Here is a 17,875-nt window from a genome sequence, read left to right as displayed (position 1 = left end):
GGTTATTCCTTTGCGTACGGCTTGCGGAGGTCGATCTCTTCGAAGTTGAACGTGAACTGCGGTTCTTCGTAGCCGAGCGGGAAATCCTTTCGCAGCGGATGTCCTTCCGTCCCCTCCGGCATTAAAATGCGGCGCGGATCGGGATGACCTTCGAACTCGATGCCGAACATATCGATGAGTTCGCGTTCACGCCAGACCGCTGTTTTGTAAACATTCGCCGCAGTCGGGACCTTTGGGTTGTCTGCGCCGACCGGGACTCTCAACTGCACCGACAGGTTTTTCGAGATGGATGTCAACTGATAAATGACATGAAACCTCGGTGCGGTCTGCGGGAAATAATCGACTGCGGTTTGCGCCGACAGCAGTTCGAAGTGGTGCGCGTCCCGCAGGGTCGTCAAGGCTCCGACGATTTGTTCCGCCTTGACGATGCATTGCGCTTCGCCGCGAAATTCTTCGAGGGTCGCGCCAAATTTATCCTGCAAGTTCTTCAGGATGGGTTCGAGGGATTTTTCCATATATCGATTCCAAGAGACCTGGCGGGTTTTCGAAAACCTGTCAGGAATTGTTGATTACTTTTCTTCCACCGTTTTCTCGGCGAGTTTTATACCCTTGACCTTTTCATACAACGTCAACACGCCGTGAATCAACGCCTCGGGGCGCGGAGGGCAGCCCGCCACGTAAACATCCACCGGAACGACTTCGTCCACGCCCTGGTAGATGGCATAGTTATTGAAGACCCCGCCGCAGGAGGCGCAATCGCCCATGGCGATCACCCATTTCGGCTCGGGCATCTGGTCGTACAAACGACGCAGGACGGGTCCCATTTTCTTCGAGACGCGCCCCGCCACGATCATCAAATCCGACTGGCGCGGGCTGGCGCGCATCAGTTCCATGCCAAAGCGGCTCATGTCGTAATGCGCCGCCTGCGCCGACATCATCTCGATGGCGCAGCACGCCAGGCCGAACAGCATGGGCCACATCGCATTGGTGCGCGACCAGTTGATAACATTTTCAAGCGTGGTGGTGACCACGCCCATGTTGCCGAGTTTTTGCTCTACTCCCATTCCAGGGCTCCTTTTTTCCACGCATACACGTAACCGATAAGAAGGATGACGATAAAGACGACCATCTCGATCAAGCCGAACAGGCCGAGCTGGCGGAAGGCGATCGCCCAGGGCAGGAAGAACACAACTTCGATGTCGAACAAAATGAACAGGACCGCGATCAAATAGAAACGGACCGGCATGCGCCGCGTCCCTTCTCCGTACGGATTCATGCCCGATTCATAAGGCATATCCTTTCCTGCTGATTTCTTCTTCGGTCCGAACAATTCCCCCAGGCCGATCGCGATAAAGGCGATCAGGGTGGCAACAGCGATCATCACCCCGATGGCAATGTATTCCAACAACATAAACACCTCGGTGGATGTGTGAAATCTTGCACAGTTCGCGAAAGTATATCACAAAGGGTTTTTAACGCCTAGAAAAAGTGCCCCTTTTCACAAAATTGATGATATTTGTCATGTTGGGAAAATCTCTTTGGGTTCACTTGCATTCCCCATTACTGACCTATCTTCAGATGCTTCTTCAATCCCCCAAATAATCCCTCAACTCCCTGCTCTTGCTCGGATGCCTTAACTTCCGAAGCGCCTTCGCCTCGATCTGGCGGACCCGCTCGCGCGTCACATCGAAATAGCGGCTGACCTCTTCGAGCGTGTGTTCGCGCCCGTCCTTGAGACCGAAGCGCAGTTCGAGCACATCGCGCTCTCGCTCAGATAATGAAGCAAGCGCGTGTGTGATCTGCTCCCTCAACATCTCGCGCGCGGCGGCATCCATTGGAGAGAGCGCATCTTCATCTTCGATGAAATCGCCCAGGGCGCTGGATTCGTCGTCTCCCACCGGGCCCTCGAGCGAGATGGTCTCCTCGGCAGAGCGCAAGGCGCGGGTCACTTTTTGCGAGGCGGTATCAAGCTTGCGCTGCAATTCCGGAGGGACGGTTTTGTTCTCGGCATGCGCGCGCAAAATGGATTGAACATCCACCGCGGAAAGATAACCGGCTTCGAGCGCAATATCTTCATTGGTCGGCTCGCGCCCCAAGACCTGAGTAAGATGACGCTGTGCGCGCAAAATCCTTGAGATCGACTCGAACAAATGCACCGGGATGCGGATCGTCCGCGCCTGTTCGGCGATGGAGCGGTTGATGGATTGGCGGATCCACCAGGTGGCGTAGGTGCTGAATTTGAATCCGCGCCGGGGATCGAACTTGCCGATGGCGCGCAAGAGTCCCATATTGCCTTCCTGGATCAGATCGAGCAATGGAATGCCGCGTCCCAAATATCGTTTGGCGACGCTCACCACCAGCCGCAAGTTCGCGCGGACGAGAGATTGCTGCGCCTCCGAGGCGCGCGCGCGGACTGCGTTTATTTCTGCGGTCAATTCTCCGTCTGGAGGCAGGTTGCGGAATAATGTGCGCTGGGATGGGAAACCGTGATGGGCGCGGACGTGTTCCACAAGCCAGGCGGCGTATTTATATGGAAGGAGATATAAACACAGATAAACACTGTAGGCGTGGCGCGCGAGGTTATCCCAAAGGTGATTGCCCCCCCACTGACCGTTGTCGAGGTAGGCGCGAAGATAGGACGGCGAATCAAACTCCCACCCGGCGTGAAGCGACTGGGCTTCCGCAAGCAGCAAAGCCATGCTGGGAAGGTCGTGCTCGAGGCGTTCGGTATCTTCGATCAGGCGGTCCCAGGAGGTCAACATCTCTGAAAGGATCGAATGATAGATCGAAACCTCCTGCGAAACCCCCTTGCGTTTTATTAGTCTGTGCAATGTGGCGATCATGCGGTCGCCTTCGATCAGGGTCGCCAGCCGGAACTCGCTGTCCGCGTCGAGCAGTTTCACCTGTCCGATCTCGCGCAGATACAGACGCACCGGGTCTTCGCCGGGCTCGGATGATAAATGTGCATGCAGGTCGAGTTGTTCTTCGAGGTCTTCTTCCTGCTGGGTCAGAATCGATTCGTCCGGTTCGATGAAATCGTCCCCGACAAAATCCGGCGTGGGTGCCCGCTGATCGAGCGATCCCAGCACGGCATGAACGATCGGCGCGCTTTGTTGCTTCTTTTTTTGTTTTTTCCCCTTTGCGCTTTTTCTGGATGTTTTTTTCGGAGTTGATTTCTTTCCCGGTTTTTTGGGAGACATTCGTCTTCCTTTCCCAAAAGTGTCGTCGCGACCCGAACGTTGAAATCTCATGCCTGTCGTTTCGACATCTTCAACTTCGCCTGGTCCAGCCCGCGTAGCAGCCGCGTGAACTGGATCGTCTGTTCCTGGTACATTTTTAAATGCTCGCCGCCGATCTGCTGTTCATCCTCCTGCATATATCGCAACTGGTTCACGTTCGTCATCGCATGGGTGCGGCGCAGATCCAAAAACCGCGCCAGCAGGTCATCGAGCAATTTATCCTCCGATGGGTCGAGTTTCTCGGTCTGCGCAAGCAATTCGGTCGTCAATGCGGTCAGCGCTTCGGGGATCTTCGAGAGGACAAAATGCCCATGGTCCTTCTCATCCTGACTCATAGCCTGCCTCAAGACCTCGAACAACAACTGATGGTCAGTATACTCGAAATCCTCCACCGCCAAGGGGCTCAAGCCGAACTCTTCCAGTCTGCGGTCCAGGCGATACAACAATTCCGGTTTACGTAAAAGAACAGCCAGACAATAATGCTCGATGTTCTTTCTTGGATGAGCCGCCACGCCCTTTGATTCGACTCTCGCGCCGGATTCAGCCCCGCGTGGTTTGCGCCTCATCACCGGACCCTTTGGCTGGGCGCCCATCAACGCACTTTCGTTTACCCGCAGCATTCTCGCCAGCGCCTGACGATACGTATCGCGCTCGAGCGGGCTTCCCAGATCATCTATCAAAGGGAGCACCTGCGCCGCGATCTGATTCTTCACCTTTGGGTCGTTCAGGTTCTGCCCGGCAGTAAGGGTCTCCATCACATGCGTGACGATGGGCTTCGCATTCTCAATGATCCCCGCCCATTCGTTTTTATCGCGCGCCACGATCTCATCCGGGTCGAGGTCGTCCGGCATTGTTGCAACGCGCAAATCCGCCTGCAGGCGCGATTCATTCCGAAGCAAGCCCCGCGCATCGAAAGCCAGTTCGCCCTCCTTATCCATCGCGGAACGCGCCGCGTCGAGTCCGCGCAAGACGGCTTTTTGCCCCGCAACATCCGGGTCGAGCGCGAGGACAATTCTTCTCGTCGAGCGTTTGAGCAAACGCAATTGGTCTTCCGTCAACGCCGTGCCCATCGGCGAGACGACGTTCTCATAGCCTGCTTGATGCAAGGCAATGACATCCAAATAACCTTCCACGATCACAGCCTGGTCTGCCGCGCGGATGGGCTTGCGGGCGCGGTCCAACCCGTAGAGCAAATGTCCTTTGGTAAAGACCGCGGTCTCGGGTGAATTCAGGAACTTTGGAATATCATTTGGGTCCACGATGCGCGCGCCGAAACCCGCCATGCGTCCCTGTTCGTCGCGGATGGGAATCATGATGCGGTTGCGGAATTTATCGTAACGCCTGCCGTCGTCGCGTTCGCTCAGCAATCCAGCATCCATCAAGTCCTGTTCGAGATGGCCGCGCTGGGTGAAATACTTCAAGGCATTGTCGTAACCGGGAGGCGCAAAACCCAAACCAAACGTCTCGATGGTGGCGTCGGTCAAACCGCGTTTTTCGCGCAGGTACGAGAGGATTTCCCCGTTCGCAAGCAAATGGCTGTGGTAAAAGATGACCGCGTCTTCCAAGAGTTTGCGAAGGTGTTGGTAGGCTTCCTTCTGTTGAGGCGTTTCCCGCTGATATTCCTTGATCTCCACGCCCGCGCGCGCCGCAAGTTTTTGCAGCGCTTCCTTGAAGTCGATCCCCTCGCGCTTCATCACGAATTTGAAGATGTCGCCGCCCTCGTTGCATTGACCGAAACAGCGCCACGTCCCGGACTCGGGCCAGACGACGAAAGCAGGCGTATGTTTGTTATCGTGGAACGGACAAAATCCTGTCTGGCTTCGACCAGCCTTGCGCAGTTTCACCCCTGCCTCAGAAACGAGGTCGACGATGTCTATTTTGGATTTGATCTCATCAATGGTAGTCATTCAGCATGAATTATAGGCTTGGTTGGATGGAATGGCAAATCAATTGCATTAAAAGAAAACAGGGCAGTTCGAGACTGCCCTGTGCGGGTAACCGCTTTTTAGAGATCGCTCGAATCTCCCTTGGAGTCACAATCGCGCCCCCCGTCAGAAGGTTCGTGATAGGTGTCCAATTTCGGCTTGGACTCCTCCGCTGCCTGATTCTTGAGCGGGTTTGTCAGGTTGCCGCTGAGCACGTACATGCCTTTGCTGTCCTTCGCAGAGGCGGCAGACAGGGCTTGCACGCTCATATAAGTTCCAGCGATGATCACAAGGGCGATCACCGCAATAAGGATGGTACGAACAGCCAGGCGGGACATGGATTATCTCCTTTTCTAAAGGTTGCTGCGACGAAGAATACGATGAACGATTGGGCGAAGAAGCGTCCCCACTGAATGGGAAAATTATACCCAACTACGTAGGAATTGAAAAAAGGCTAATTTGCTCTTAATTTAAAACCCCTCGAGATTGCTAATGCCGGCGATGCCTTTGGAAAGGGATGCAATTCTTTGAAGCAACCCAGGGCGATTCTCTCGCTTTTTCTAATCCTCTGCCATCACAAGCACTTTATCGAAGAACAGAGGTGAGTTGGATGAGTACGGCAGCGATTACTGGGAATTCATCCTTGGTGGATAGCTGGCGGTTGGCGTTTTTTGACCGGTTCGAACAACGCCGTTTCTTACGCCTCCCCTAGAGCTCTTTCATTCACTTCTGAGCTTTTACGGATTGCGGCTGGTTCGGATGAATCCCTGGAAAATGAGAGAATTTGCCAAATGCTTGACTCAGACCCTCCAATATGCTAATCTCGATATTAGATATTATATCTTATATCAGAGTATGCTTATGCTTGATGAATTGACCTCTCACCGACAGCTGCGGAAGTTGGTTGCAGACCAGTTAAGAACCGCCATCCTGGAGGGGCGCTTCAAGCCTGGCGAGTGGCTCCGGCAGGAAAAACTGGCACAGGAATTAAGCGTCAGCCAGATGCCCGTGCGCGAGGCGCTCAAAGAACTGGTGGCTGAAGGGCTGATCGAGCACGTCCCCTATCGCGGAGCAAAAGTGGTGGATATCTCCATGAAGGACGTGGAAGATATTTATTTGATGCGCGCTTTCCTTGAAACCCGTGCGGCCGGATTCGCCGCCAGAGAGATCACCCCGGATGTTTTAAAAGAGTTGAAGGAAGTGCAGGCGGAACTCGCGAGGCATTCCGCTCCGGAAGAGGTGCTGAAATATCGCGAGTTGAACCGCCGCTTTCATGAGTTGATCTTTACAGCCAGCCGCCGCCCTTACCTGATCCGGCAACTTAAAATGCTTTGGGCGACTTTCCCAACCATGCTGATGGGAAATTACCCGCGCACGGCATCCCAGCCGCTGACCGGACGCGACGACGTGGATATAAAGGAACACACGGAAATCATCTCCGCGCTGGAACGCGGCGACTCACGCACCGCAGAGCAACTCATGAAAACCCATATCGAGTCGGTACTGCGCGAACTGTTGGGAACGATCACCCAATAGGATATGTTGCTTCCGCCCGGTCCCTTTTCGCTTTTTTTTAGGAACGGCCTGCCCCTGCCTGTATCCAACAGGCAGGGCTGTGGAAAAAACCACTCAAAAGAAGGTTGCGACTGCGCTGCCTTTGCGAGTACATTTTATGCCGTCGAAAGGAGAGTTCAAGCAAATTCCCAATACTAACCCAATCAATGTTCATTGACCGTCGAAATAAAACAAAATCCTTTTCAGGAGGAGAATCGTGAAAAACAAGTTTTACGTCCTGCTTTCCCTGCTCGTGCTTGCCAGCATGATCCTGGCGGCATGTGGCAGCCCGGCTGCGGAAGAACCTGCCGCGGCCACTACCGAAGAAGCGCCCGCCGCTACCGCTGAAGCCGCCCCCGCGCCCACCTTCAGCGGCACGGTGACCATCACCTTCACCCAGGAGCCCGACAACCTCAATCCGATCTACACCAGCATGTCGTTCTCAGGCTACCTGCGGCCGTTCTATCTTGTTCCGTTGTGGACATTCGATGAGAACTTCGAACCCGTTCCCGTGCTTGCCGCTGAAATTCCGGGCACTGAAAACGGTGGTCTGAGCGCCGATGGCAAGACCGTGACCATCACCCTGCGCGATGACGTGACCTGGAGCGACGGCGAACCCTTCACTGCCGAAGATGTGGTCTTCACCTACGACATGATCATGTCCGATTCCAACGTCCCTCTTGGACGTTACCCCTATGAAGATTTTGTCGCCAGCGTGGAAGCCCCCGATGCCACCACAGTGGTCGTCAATTTCACCGAGCCGTTCGCCCCCTGGCTGACCTCGATCTTCAATTATGTCCTGCCAAAGCACGTCCTGCAGCCAGTCTTCGAAGCCGATGGCACCATCGATCAGGCGGAATGGAACCGCAACCCCACCGTCACACTTGGACCTTTCGTCTTCGATGAATGGGAAACCGGAAGCCATATCTCCTTCAAAGCCAACCCCAATTGGATCAACCCGCCCAAGTTGGAACAGGTCTTTGTTCGCATTGTGCCAGATGACGCCGCTCAGGAAGCTGCCATCCTCGCCGGAGACACCGACATCGGCGTGTTCCTTTCCTCGGATCAGATCGAAAAACTCGAAGCTGACGGCACCGTCAAAGTGCTTGCCGTCTCCTCCGGCTATAACGAAGGCTGGTTCATGAATGTAGATCCGAACACGGCCCACCCAGCCATGCTGGATGTCAATGTTCGCAAGGCGATCGCGCTCGCGACCGACCGCTTCACCATCGTGAATGACCTGCTCGTCGCAGACATCAATCCGGTCAACGCCACCTTCTGGTCGATGACGCCCCCGTACAATGCCGATCTCGAACCCTATCCATATGATCCCGAACAGGCGAAAGCCCTGCTCGACGAAGCCGGTTGGGTCGACAGCAACGGAGACGGCACCCGCGACAAGGACGGCGTGGAACTTGTCCTGCGCTACGCCACCACCACCCGCGAACTGCGCAAAAGCGTGCAGGCTGTCGTTCAGCAGCAGTGGTCATTGGTTGGAATCGGCGCCAAGTTGGATAACTACTCCAGCGACATCTTCTGGAATGGTTACAACGACGGCGGTCCGCAGGCGCTTGGTCAGTATGACATCGCTGAGTTCTCTACCGTGCCCAATGGCTTCCCAGACCCGGATTCCAGCGGCTGGACATGCGCCCAGCGCGTCAGCGCCGATAACCCCGATGGCTCGAACACCCAGGGCTACTGCAACGAGAAGATCGACGAGTTGATCGCCCAACAGGCGGTCACGATCGACCCGGTCGCCCGTCAGGATATCTTCTTCGAGATCCAGCAGATCATGTACGACGATGTCATCTACATCGGCATGTGGCAGGATCCCGACCTCTGGTCTGTCAGCAGCCGCCTGCAGGGCGTCAAGTTCTCAGGCGTGTACCCGTTCTGGAACGTTTCAGAATGGGAAATTGTAGAATAATGCAATAAAATTATCCTGCCGGGTCAGTGCATGGCCCGGCAGGACCATCCCCAATGACAAACTACTTATTGCGTAGACTGGCGCAAGCCATCCCCCAATTGTTCATCATCAGTCTGATCCTTTTCATATTGATGCAGTCCTTTGGCGACCCCATCGCCACCTTGGGCGGGCGCATCCCACCCCGCCCGGAAGAAAAAGAACGCCTTCGCCGCCAATTGGGGTTGGACAAACCTTTGTACATGCAGTACCTCACATGGCTGGTCGGAAACGATTGGCAAAAGATTGACATGGATGGCGATGGCGTGGCTGAGACTCCCGGCGTGCGCAAGGGCATCCTGCGAGGAGATTGGGGAAATTCACTCGTCACCCGTAAACCCGTGTTGGAGATGATCGGCGAACGACTTCCCAATACTCTCCTGCTCATGGGGGTGGCAGAAATAGTCATCATTATCTTTTCCCTTTTGCTCGGCATTTATTCCGCCTTGCGCCCTTATTCCAGGTTCGACAACATCGCCACCGGACTTTCCTTTGTTGGTTATTCCATGCCGGTCTTCTGGCTGGCATTGATGCTCATGTACATTTTTGCCGTAAATTTCAAACGTTGGGGGCTGCCCTACCTTCCCACCGTCGGTATGTACGACCCCGAGGTCGGCCGGACATCGATGGAACTGATGAAACACATGATCCTGCCCATCGCCACGCTTTCCATTATCAGCGTTGCAGGCTACAGCCGCTTCGTCCGCTCCAGTGTAATGGAAACCTTGGGTCAGGATTACGTCCGCACCGCGCGCGCCAAAGGAATGAAATCCTTCCTTGTGGTCTTGAAACACGCCCTGCCAAATGCCGCTTTGCCTTTCATTACGATCATCGGGTTGGATATCCCCTTCCTGCTGGCTGGAGCCGTGGTGACGGAACGCATCTTTGCCTGGCCCGGAATGGGTCGTCTCTTCATTGACCATACCGAACGCTCGGACTTCCCCATGCTCATGGGCATCCTGATGTTAATCTCGATCGCTGTAGTGGTCTTCCAGATCCTCACCGATATCGTCTATTCCCTTGTCGACCCGCGAATTCGCCTGGACTAAGCCGTGACAACAGCCCCCTCCCTCGTCGAAAATCTTCCGAATGAGCCGGTTGCCAATATCAAAGCGCTCTCGCTCACAGACCTTGCCGTGCGCCGCTTCCGCAAGCACAAAATGGCCATGTTCGGTCTGTGGATTCTCGCGTTCTTGTTGCTTTACGTCACCGTGCCGACATTCCTGCTCAAAGGTTACTGCGCACCGATCCAGCAGGAGGTCCGCGGGGAGGCGTGGGCAAATTGCAACGACACATCGTTAAAACTCTCGCCCCCCTCCTCCGACCACTGGTTCGGTACCGACGCCATCGGGCGTGACATCTTCGCCCGCACCATCTACGGCGGACAGATCTCCATGATGATCGGCATCTTTGCCGTGCTCTTTCAGCTTTTCATCGGTTCGATGATCGGCGCCATCTCCGCGTACTACGGCGGTTGGATCGACAACATGCTGATGCGTTTCACCGAAGCAATGCTCAACATCCCCAGCCTGTTCCTGCTTATCATTGGCGCGCGTTTCTTCGGCGGAAATATTCAAGATATACAACTCTTCGGCAGGGAATTCTCCGGCAGCGTCATCGTCATCATCGTCATCATCGGTGCGACTTCGTGGATGTACCTGGCCCGCATCGTGCGCGCCAATATCCTTTCCCTGCGCGAACAGGATTTCGTCTCTGCTTCCAAGGCAATGGGGGCATCAGACACGCGCATTATCTTTCGCCATCTCATCCCAAATACCGTTGCGCCGCTCATCGTCAGCGGGACGCTCGGCGTAGCAGGCGCGATCATCTCCGAAGCCTACGTCAGTTTTCTCGGATTGGGTGTGCAGGGAGCCACCGCCACCTGGGGCAATATGCTGGACGGCGCTTATCGTTATCTTGAAACTGCGCCCTGGTTATGGTTCTTCCCCGGCATGTTGATCCTCCTTATCGTGCTCGGCATCAACTTCGTCGGCGACGGCTTGCGCGACGCGCTCGACCCGCGCAGCAGCCGCCACTTGTAAAAATACAGACCGCCGACGACAGACCACAGTCGGCGGTTTCTTTTTTTCACATCTCGCTTTTGTTCACCACAAAAGGACAAACCATGACCACCCTCATCGCGATCGGCGGCGCCGCCTCATTTGAAGAACCCATCATCTTTGAAGAATTCATCAAACGCGCAGGCGGTAAAAAAGCAAGGATCGTCATCCTGCCGCAAGCCTCCGGATTGAAAGACACCGGCGCGGAGTATGTGCGTGTCTTTCAAAAACTGGGTGTCAAAAGCAGGCCAGTCTCGCTCGAATTCCGCGAACGTTCCAAAGCCGACGACTCCCGCCACATCAAAGTCATCCGCGAAGCAACCGGAATCTTCATCGCGGGCGGCACCCAAATGCGACTTGCATTCATCATCGGCGGCACAAAACTCGAAGTTGAACTGCATAACGCTTACAAACGCGGAGCGATCATCAGCGGCACATCGGCAGGTGCGGCAATCCTCTCCAATGTGATGCTTTCATACGGCAACGGCGGCGCTACACCGCGGGAACGCATTGCTCAATTTTCACAAGGTTTCGGATTCACGGACAAGATCGTCTTTGACCAGCACTTTCGTCAGCGCGACAGAATCGGCAGGCTCGCATATGCCGTCACGGCTCACCCCGGACTTTTGGGCGTGGGCGTGGACGAAAACACCGCCGCCATCGTGGAAGATGACTCGCGCATCTCCGTCCTCGGCAAAAATGCCGTCACCATCGTGGATGGAAAGGATGCAACCGCCAGCAACATCGCCGAAGTAACCGCCTCGCGCCCCATCGCCGTCAGCGGATTAACCATTCACGTCCTCACTCCCGGCTGCACTTACGACATAAAAAAGCGCAAAGCCTACATCCCGCCGCTGAGATTGGAATGATCCAAAAAAAAAAGCGCCATCCGTTTTGGATGGCGTTCTTGATTTTCTAAAATCCTTCGAGTCGGCTCAAGTCAGCAATGCCAGTGGATAACGTAGCGATCCGTTGCAACAAACCGAGGCGGTTCTCTTTCAGCTTTCTATCTTCAGCCATCACAAGCACTTTGTCGAAGAACAGGTTGATGGATGGGATGAGCTTGACGATGATTTCTAGGAACTCGTCCACAGTTGACGGTGGACGGTTGGCGGTTTCTTGGATGGCTTTGAACAATGCTTTTTCTTCTGCTTCCACAAGGGCTTTTTCATCGACTTTGAACGATTCTTTTTGATCGCGGGTGATGCGGACACATCTCGCGTACCCGGGCAGGATCGTGGACCAATCCTCCCGGCTCACCCATGATTGAAGTTGATTCACCGCCCGGGCAGATGCCGCCGGGTCCGCGGATTGTTCCGCCAGCACAGCATCCACGACATCGTAGCGATATTTCATTTCCTTCAACACAACCGCTAAACGTCCCGCAATAAATTCCAGTATTTGTTCTTGCATTTCGTCCGCAACCTTGACCGGTTGAGTCTTCGCGGACTTCTTTATAGCTTCGGTCAAATCAAAATCAAGATCATGTTCGATCAGCGGCTGAACGACACCGATCGCGGCGCGGCGCAGGGCAAACGGATCTTTCGCGGCGGTGGGAGCGAGTCCGGCGGCGAACAAACCAACAAGCGAGTCGATTCGGTCTGCAAGTGCGATGACCAAGCCGGGCTTTGTTTGAGGGACTGTCTGGTATTGCTCGGCAATCGCCGCAGCTACATCTTCTTGTTCCCCGCTTCGCAATGCATACTCGCCGCCGATGACGCCTTGCAACGAAGTCATCTCGGTGACCATCTGCGTGACGAGGTCGGCTTTCATTAGATGTGCGGCGCGGCGGGCGAATATGGCTTGATCAGGTTCCAGCTTCAGCATGGGGATCAAGTCATTTACTAATTTGGCTATGCGCTCCGATTTATCGAGCATGGAGCCGAGTTTGGTGTGGAAGGTCAACGAGGAAAGCTTGGGGCGATATTCTTCGAGCTTGAGTTTAAGGTCTTCGCGCACAAAAAAATCTGCGTCGGCAAATCTTGCGCTCAAAACATGCTCGTTTCCTTCACGGACGGTGTCGATACCGATATCATCTCCGTTGCGGATGGCGATGAAGTGAGGGAGTAATTGGTAATTGGTAATTGGTAATTGGGCAACAGGAAAATATCTCTGATGCTTTTTCATTACCGAAATCAAAACATCTTTAGGCAGTTGAAGAAATTCAGGGTCAAACCCACCCATCACGACGGTGGGCGTCTCGATAAGATTGGCTACTTCATTTAATAAATCGTCGTCAATAATGGCTTCGCCGCCGATAAGCGATGCGGCTTGGTTTACTTGCTCGACTATTGAATTTTTACGTTCTTCTTTATCAAGGATGATGCCTGCTTCGCGGATGATGTCGAAGTATTTGTCGGCAGAAGTAATTTTGATCTCTGGGGAATCATACGGGCGGAGTCCGCGAGAGATGTTGCCGCTCACTACGCCAGCGTATTCAAACGGGATGACCATGTCACCGAGTAGCGCAACATACCAGCGAATCGGACGTGAGAAGGCAACACCCGAATCATCCCAGCGCATGGACTTCTCGAACTTGATATCCGCCACCAACTTGGGCAGCGCTTCGGCGAGGACTTCGGGCGTGGGGCGTCCAGTCTGTTTGACGAGGGCGAAGACGTATTTGTTATTGCCTTCTTCGCGGACTTGCAGGTCTTCGACGTTGACGCCGTTCTTTTTGGCGAAACCAATCGCCGCCTGCGTGTAGGACAAGTCTGAGACTTGTCCTACAAAAGCTTTATCGGCGGGCGGACCTTTGACGAGGTCTTCGCGGTCGGGCTGATTCGGGGAGAGAGAGGCTACTGAAACAACGAGCCGCCTCGGGGTTGTAAAGATGCGGACGTCGCCATGAGTGAGATGAAGTTCAGAGAGAAGTGACGGGATACGGGTGGATAAGGCTTGGTAGGCGGTATCGACGTCGTCGGCTGGAAGTTCTTCAACGCCGATTTCGAGGAGGAGGGACGATGGACCGTTGACAGTGGACGGTGTCGCTGCTGATACGGTCTTCTGTCCACCGTCTACGGTCTTCAGAAGCGGATACTCCAACCCCTTCCTCTGTTCCTCATACGCCAGCGCCACTCCCCTTGCGAGTTCGCGGATGCGGCGGAAGAAGGCTTGACGTTCGGCGACGGAGATGGCGCCGCGGGTGTCGAGGATGTTGAAGGAGTGCGAGCATTTGAGGACGTAGTCGTGCGCGGGAACGATGAGACCGGCGGCGAGACAGGCGTCGGCTTCGGCGGAGAAGAGATCGTACATGGCGCGGACGCGGTCGATGTCGGCGGTTTCGAAATAATATTTGGAGTGTTCGAACTCTTCCTGTCGGCGGATCTCGCCATAGGTGACACCTGCACCGTAATCTTCGTTCCAGATGGCTTTGGCGTTGTTGAGCGCGATGAGGATGCGTTCGAGACCGTAGGTGATCTCGACCGAGACGGGGTCGAGCGCCACACCGCCCATCTGCTGGAAGTAGGTGAACTGCGTGATCTCCTGCCCATCGAGCCAGACCTCCCAGCCCAAGCCCCACGCGGAGATGGCGGGCTGCTCCCAGTTATCTTCCACGAAGCGGATGTCGTGCTGGCGTGGGTCGATGCCGAGGGCTTTGAGCGACTCGAGGTACAGTTCCTGCGGATTGCCGGGATCGGGCTTGAGGATAACCTGAAATTGGGTGTGGAGTTGGAAGCGGTTAGGGTTCTCGCCGTACCGCCCGTCGTCGGGGCGTACAGACGGTTCGACGTAGGCGACGTTCCACGGTTCGGGTCCGAGCACGCGCAGGAAGGTGGCAGGGTTCATCGTCCCTGCGCCCACCTGGGTGTAATAAGGCTGGGTGATAAGACATCCGTGCGCTGCCCAGAAGTCTTGTAGTTTGAGGATGATTTCTTGGAAGGAAGACATAGTTTTCAGTTACCAGTGGTCAGTATTCAGTTTTAGATGCGAGGGGGATTATAACTGATGGTTAATGGAAGATGGATAATGGACTGACCACATCCATTATCCATCATTTTGCGCTTCACGCGGCGGAGGGAATTGGTTCTGTTTCGAGGGACAATTGTCCAACCCCTATCGCTCAATAGTCTTACGCTTGGTTTAGTCTGTTTGCCTGTTCGTTATTCAACTTTATCAAACCGTCTATAAACTCTGTGACCAAAACCAGTTCTGCGTCAGAATAACCAGTTAGAAATTCGGTCAATGAATTCATGTAGGAGTTGTAAAGACCGTCCACGACTTCTGTGTCCTGCGGACCTGGGTGAATAAAAATGCGGCGACGGTCATTTGGGTCAGCCACTCTTTTTGCCCATCCAACTTTTTCAAGGCGATCTACAATTCCAGTGATCGCTCCTGTTGTCAAGCCAGCTAATTCAGCCAACTTTCCCGCGCTCATCGGACCCATTCGAACAAGAAATTCGGCACACTTTAATTCGTTTATGCCCATTCCGACTTTTTGAGCAATCGCGTTTGAGGCTAAAACAGCAGAGGTACTAAAAGCACGAAGACGCCAATCCAGCTCTTTTACAATTTCGATTCGGTTTTTTTCAGGGGTTGACATATTTACAACTTTCGTTTACAGTTGATTATCTTATAAATAAGATAATCAACTGTAAGATAATTATCTTATTTATAAATTATATCACCAGTATTTAGGAGACAAAAATGATTCTAGTCAGCGGAGCAACAGGAAATGTAGGAAAGGAACTTGTTGGGTTCCTGCTTGATAAAGGCGCGAAGGTTCGCGTTCTGGTTCGTGACCCTCAAAAAGCCGCCCGTTGGGGAAATCGGGTTGAAATTGCCGTTGGAGATTTGGATCAACCAGAAACCCTTCTCCCTGCCATGCAAAGTGTGGAAAAATTGTATTTCGTAACTCCCGATCCAAAACAAGTGACCAATCTCCTTACAACCGCCAAAAAAGCAGGGGTAAGGCATGTGGCAAAGCAATCTACAATCGAGGCAGGTCGTTCGCTCGGACCAGGAAAATGGCACCGTCAACAGGAGGAATTGATCAAGTCAATGGGTTTTGAATGGACGTTTCTGCGCCCAACTATGATGATGGTAAATACAATCGAGTGGTGGAAAGAGACCATTAAATTACAAAATGCCGTTTACTTTCCAGGCGGAAAAGGAAAAGTTCCACCTGTAGCTCCGCGTGATGTTGCAAGAGTTGCCTGTACAGTACTCACGGAGTTGGGGCATGAGGGAAAAATCTACGAGATAACAGGTCCAGAGCCGCTATCAATTGCTGAAATGGTTCAAACGCTTGCAAAGGCATTGAACAAACCTATTCAATATACGGATGTACCAGTACTCGCGGCAGGATTTAGTCTCATTCGTTTTGGATTACCGTTATATGTTATCAATGGATTAATGCACACACTTGGAGCCTTGCGGAAAAGTGAATATGAATACGTGACTTACGCTGTTGAATATATAGGGAAACATGAATCACAAACCTATGAGCAATGGTGTCGGGAAAACGTTGGTGCGTTCAAATAAAAAGCAACTATCTCCCCATTCGATGAAGAAAATTGGGGAGATAGTTGAACAATTTAAAGTGATAAAAATCCCACCTTTGGTTTTTTCCATGGCGGTATCGAGGGCAAGGCATACCTCCTTTTGTCGAAATTCGCTTGATTGAATTGCTTTGAAAGACAAACCACCACCATGTCCGCTTCGCGCACTGCTTTTTTGATTTCCAACTCCCAATCCTGCCCAGGGAGGAGTTTTTCTTTATCCAGCCATGCGTCCACGCCGTCGTTGGTCAGGCGCGTGTATAGTGCGCGGACAGCGTCCCGGTCCGCGTGGGCGTGGCAGAGGAAGACTTTGAGGGGGCGTTTGGGTTCGGGCATGTTACAGTAATTTTTTGAACTCTTCGATGGTTAGTCCTGCGTCTTTGATAATTCCGCCCATTGTGAAAGCATTAATCGGGTTATTACGTGGAATGATGATAATTCGATTGTCTTTTACCATTGAGATATGTTTCCCCTCACGAACCACACGGAATCCGGCTTTCTCAAAGGCTTTTACGGCTCGTTGATGTTGAATTCCCGCCAGTTTGGGCATATCTAAACCGGAACCTCCACCATCCTGGTCTGTGCATCATCCAACAAGATTTCAACCGTTTCAAGATATGTCTTTATCGCGTCCTTGATATTTTCAAGCGCTTCCTGTTCCGTCTCGCCTTGTGACCAGCATCCCGGCAGTCCCGGAACCCAAACGGCAAAGCCTTCATCTGTTTCTTCAAGTCGAATTTTGTATTGCATGAGTAAGTCTCCTAAAGGATACCGCAATTATAACGCTCAATCCACGCTATCATTGGTCAGGCGTGTGTACACTGCGCGGACAGCGTCCCGGTCCGCGTCCCACAAGGGGATGATATGGGCGTGGCAGAGGAAGACTTTGAGAGGGCGAGGAGGCATAATGATGAATGCGGAATGATGAATTTAGAATTGGCGAACTCTGATCTTCACGGTATCCCCTGTCCGCTCGGCGACGAGAATGAACGGAGGCGTCACTTCAGGGGCATTGTCTCGAACGGCTTCAATTGTTTTGGTTGTAAATTCTGTGCGGATATGTCCGGGGCGGATGTAAATAATACCAATAAATTGAACGCCCATCAGAGCAAGTCCACCAAAGTCGCTATCATGAGTTAGAACCACTCTCCCCGCTTCGGTCGCTTGTTGTAATACTTGTGAATCAGGCAGTCCGTATTGTCCCTGTTCCGATACGGATATAACATCCAATCCCGCCTTGCGTAAAAAGTCAATTACTTCGGGATGGACATTCTCATCGGCAAGCAATGGAAAGTCCAAGGCTTTCATGCGGAGACCTTCACGTCCAGCAGAATTTCATTTTTTACTGACTGAGCCGCATATCGCAGGGCTTCTTCAATCGACTCAGCGGTTAACTGCGGATAAGCCTTAATAACATCTTCCTTGGTTGCTCCGCTGGCAAAAAGTTCAAGGATGAACTCAATACTCAAACGTGTCCCAAGAATATGGGGCTTTCCGCTAAGGATTTCAGCGTCATAAGCAATGTGGGTAAACATAGTTAATCTCCTAAACTATGTTGATATTATAACGCGCAATCTACGTCATCTTGTCACGCGTACAGTGCGCGGACAGCGTCCCGGTTTTTGCTCGAGGT

The 17,875-nt window shown here is 53.2% G+C and carries 19 protein-coding genes and 1 pseudogene; 6 read left to right on the top strand and 14 right to left on the bottom strand.

Features of this window, described 5'->3' with window-relative positions:
* Positions 1–2: 2 nt before the first annotated feature.
* From HS100_09670 to HS100_09640, 7 genes and pseudogenes are all read right to left on the bottom strand, one after another.
* Positions 3–515 carry an NADH-quinone oxidoreductase subunit C gene (locus HS100_09670; protein MBE7434176.1) on the bottom strand — a complete coding sequence of 171 codons (513 nt, stop codon included), beginning with the start codon at positions 513–515 and terminating at the stop codon, positions 3–5.
* A 54-nt stretch (positions 516–569) separates the two neighbouring features.
* Positions 570–1,064 (bottom strand): NADH-quinone oxidoreductase subunit B, encoded by a 495-nt coding sequence (locus HS100_09665; protein ID MBE7434175.1) that lies wholly within the window; start codon positions 1,062–1,064, stop codon positions 570–572.
* Positions 1,055–1,411 carry an NADH-quinone oxidoreductase subunit A gene (locus tag HS100_09660; GenBank protein MBE7434174.1) on the bottom strand — a complete coding sequence of 119 codons (357 nt, stop codon included), beginning with the start codon at positions 1,409–1,411 and terminating at the stop codon, positions 1,055–1,057. The genes HS100_09665 and HS100_09660 overlap by 10 nt, the downstream gene beginning before the upstream one ends.
* 175 nt (positions 1,412–1,586) lie before the next feature.
* Positions 1,587–2,762 carry a sigma-70 family RNA polymerase sigma factor gene (locus tag HS100_09655; protein ID MBE7434173.1) on the bottom strand — a complete coding sequence of 392 codons (1,176 nt, stop codon included), beginning with the start codon at positions 2,760–2,762 and terminating at the stop codon, positions 1,587–1,589.
* A 90-nt stretch (positions 2,763–2,852) separates the two neighbouring features.
* Positions 2,853–3,251, bottom strand: a pseudogene (locus tag HS100_09650) (hypothetical protein).
* Positions 3,248–5,146 carry a DNA primase gene (locus HS100_09645; GenBank protein ID MBE7434172.1) on the bottom strand — a complete coding sequence of 633 codons (1,899 nt, stop codon included), beginning with the start codon at positions 5,144–5,146 and terminating at the stop codon, positions 3,248–3,250. Before HS100_09645 ends, HS100_09650 begins: the two are co-directional and overlap by 4 nt.
* Before the next feature lie 98 nt (positions 5,147–5,244).
* On the bottom strand, positions 5,245–5,502 hold the full coding sequence (locus tag HS100_09640) for a hypothetical protein (GenBank protein ID MBE7434171.1): 258 nt from the start codon (positions 5,500–5,502) through the stop codon (positions 5,245–5,247).
* Positions 5,503–6,025: 523 nt separating this feature from the next.
* On the opposite strand from HS100_09640, the gene HS100_09635 reads away from it, so the two are divergent.
* The 5 genes from HS100_09635 to HS100_09615 all read left to right on the top strand — a co-directional run bounded on the left by HS100_09635 (position 6,026) and on the right by HS100_09615 (position 11,610).
* Positions 6,026–6,700 carry a GntR family transcriptional regulator gene (locus HS100_09635; GenBank protein ID MBE7434170.1) on the top strand — a complete coding sequence of 225 codons (675 nt, stop codon included), beginning with the start codon at positions 6,026–6,028 and terminating at the stop codon, positions 6,698–6,700.
* Between the two features lie 235 nt (positions 6,701–6,935).
* On the top strand, positions 6,936–8,645 hold the full coding sequence (locus tag HS100_09630; GenBank protein MBE7434169.1) for a peptide ABC transporter substrate-binding protein: 1,710 nt from the start codon (positions 6,936–6,938) through the stop codon (positions 8,643–8,645).
* Positions 8,646–8,698: 53 nt separating this feature from the next.
* Positions 8,699–9,730 (top strand): ABC transporter permease, encoded by a 1,032-nt coding sequence (locus tag HS100_09625; GenBank protein ID MBE7434168.1) that lies wholly within the window; start codon positions 8,699–8,701, stop codon positions 9,728–9,730.
* 3 nt (positions 9,731–9,733) lie between these two features.
* On the top strand, positions 9,734–10,723 hold the full coding sequence (locus tag HS100_09620) for an ABC transporter permease (protein MBE7434167.1): 990 nt from the start codon (positions 9,734–9,736) through the stop codon (positions 10,721–10,723).
* Between the two features lie 83 nt (positions 10,724–10,806).
* Entirely contained in the window at positions 10,807–11,610 is an 804-nt protein-coding gene (locus HS100_09615; protein ID MBE7434166.1) for a cyanophycinase, read from the top strand.
* A 46-nt stretch (positions 11,611–11,656) separates the two neighbouring features.
* On the opposite strand, the gene HS100_09610 is transcribed toward HS100_09615, so the two are convergent.
* Together HS100_09610 and HS100_09605 are read right to left on the bottom strand one after the other, a co-directional pair.
* Positions 11,657–14,632, bottom strand: coding sequence for a glycine--tRNA ligase subunit beta (locus HS100_09610; protein MBE7434165.1), 2,976 nt, complete (start codon positions 14,630–14,632; stop codon positions 11,657–11,659).
* Positions 14,633–14,813: 181 nt separating this feature from the next.
* Entirely contained in the window at positions 14,814–15,284 is a 471-nt protein-coding gene (locus HS100_09605) for a MarR family transcriptional regulator (GenBank protein ID MBE7434164.1), read from the bottom strand.
* A 104-nt stretch (positions 15,285–15,388) separates the two neighbouring features.
* Here HS100_09605 and HS100_09600 point away from each other — a divergent pair, with 104 nt between their 5' ends.
* Entirely contained in the window at positions 15,389–16,225 is an 837-nt protein-coding gene (locus HS100_09600) for an SDR family oxidoreductase (protein ID MBE7434163.1), read from the top strand.
* Between the two features lie 53 nt (positions 16,226–16,278).
* Here HS100_09600 and HS100_09595 read toward each other — a convergent pair whose 3' ends face one another.
* The 5 genes from HS100_09595 to HS100_09575 all read right to left on the bottom strand — a co-directional run bounded on the left by HS100_09595 (position 16,279) and on the right by HS100_09575 (position 17,777).
* Positions 16,279–16,578, bottom strand: a complete 300-nt coding sequence (locus HS100_09595) for a toll/interleukin-1 receptor domain-containing protein (GenBank protein MBE7434162.1) — start codon at positions 16,576–16,578, stop codon at positions 16,279–16,281.
* A gap of 1 nt (position 16,579) precedes the next feature.
* Positions 16,580–16,792 (bottom strand): type II toxin-antitoxin system HicA family toxin, encoded by a 213-nt coding sequence (locus HS100_09590; protein MBE7434161.1) that lies wholly within the window; start codon positions 16,790–16,792, stop codon positions 16,580–16,582.
* A gap of 2 nt (positions 16,793–16,794) precedes the next feature.
* Positions 16,795–16,992 (bottom strand): type II toxin-antitoxin system HicB family antitoxin, encoded by a 198-nt coding sequence (locus HS100_09585; GenBank protein ID MBE7434160.1) that lies wholly within the window; start codon positions 16,990–16,992, stop codon positions 16,795–16,797.
* Positions 16,993–17,172: 180 nt separating this feature from the next.
* On the bottom strand, positions 17,173–17,550 hold the full coding sequence (locus HS100_09580; protein ID MBE7434159.1) for a DUF5615 family PIN-like protein: 378 nt from the start codon (positions 17,548–17,550) through the stop codon (positions 17,173–17,175).
* Positions 17,547–17,777 (bottom strand): DUF433 domain-containing protein, encoded by a 231-nt coding sequence (locus tag HS100_09575; protein ID MBE7434158.1) that lies wholly within the window; start codon positions 17,775–17,777, stop codon positions 17,547–17,549. The genes HS100_09580 and HS100_09575 overlap by 4 nt, the downstream gene beginning before the upstream one ends.
* Between the last annotated feature and the right edge of the window lie 98 nt (positions 17,778–17,875).

The sequence above is a fragment of the Anaerolineales bacterium genome, assembly GCA_015075725.1.
GTDB lineage: Bacteria > Chloroflexota > Anaerolineae > Anaerolineales > Villigracilaceae > Villigracilis.
This window is presented reverse-complemented; position numbering and strand designations above follow the sequence as displayed.

Bases quoted from the DNA above. Each gene is read 5' to 3' on its own strand.
- HS100_09655 (MBE7434173.1), bottom strand. From the start codon at position 2,762: ATGTTGACCTCCTGGGACCGCCTGATCGAAGATACCGAACGCCTCGAG.
- HS100_09665 (MBE7434175.1), bottom strand. From the start codon at position 1,064: ATGGGAGTAGAGCAAAAACTCGGCAACATGGGCGTGGTCACCACCACG.
- HS100_09610 (MBE7434165.1), bottom strand. From the start codon at position 14,632: ATGTCTTCCTTCCAAGAAATCATCCTCAAACTACAAGACTTCTGGGCA.
- HS100_09595 (MBE7434162.1), bottom strand. From the start codon at position 16,578: ATGCCCGAACCCAAACGCCCCCTCAAAGTCTTCCTCTGCCACGCCCAC.
- HS100_09625 (MBE7434168.1), top strand. From the start codon at position 8,699: ATGACAAACTACTTATTGCGTAGACTGGCGCAAGCCATCCCCCAATTG.
- HS100_09585 (MBE7434160.1), bottom strand. From the start codon at position 16,992: ATGCAATACAAAATTCGACTTGAAGAAACAGATGAAGGCTTTGCCGTT.
- HS100_09660 (MBE7434174.1), bottom strand. From the start codon at position 1,411: ATGTTGTTGGAATACATTGCCATCGGGGTGATGATCGCTGTTGCCACC.
- HS100_09600 (MBE7434163.1), top strand. From the start codon at position 15,389: ATGATTCTAGTCAGCGGAGCAACAGGAAATGTAGGAAAGGAACTTGTT.
- HS100_09605 (MBE7434164.1), bottom strand. From the start codon at position 15,284: ATGTCAACCCCTGAAAAAAACCGAATCGAAATTGTAAAAGAGCTGGAT.
- HS100_09640 (MBE7434171.1), bottom strand. From the start codon at position 5,502: ATGTCCCGCCTGGCTGTTCGTACCATCCTTATTGCGGTGATCGCCCTT.
- HS100_09580 (MBE7434159.1), bottom strand. From the start codon at position 17,550: ATGAAAGCCTTGGACTTTCCATTGCTTGCCGATGAGAATGTCCATCCC.
- HS100_09670 (MBE7434176.1), bottom strand. From the start codon at position 515: ATGGAAAAATCCCTCGAACCCATCCTGAAGAACTTGCAGGATAAATTT.
- HS100_09615 (MBE7434166.1), top strand. From the start codon at position 10,807: ATGACCACCCTCATCGCGATCGGCGGCGCCGCCTCATTTGAAGAACCC.
- HS100_09590 (MBE7434161.1), bottom strand. From the start codon at position 16,792: ATGCCCAAACTGGCGGGAATTCAACATCAACGAGCCGTAAAAGCCTTT.
- HS100_09645 (MBE7434172.1), bottom strand. From the start codon at position 5,146: ATGACTACCATTGATGAGATCAAATCCAAAATAGACATCGTCGACCTC.
- HS100_09575 (MBE7434158.1), bottom strand. From the start codon at position 17,777: ATGTTTACCCACATTGCTTATGACGCTGAAATCCTTAGCGGAAAGCCC.
- HS100_09635 (MBE7434170.1), top strand. From the start codon at position 6,026: ATGCTTGATGAATTGACCTCTCACCGACAGCTGCGGAAGTTGGTTGCA.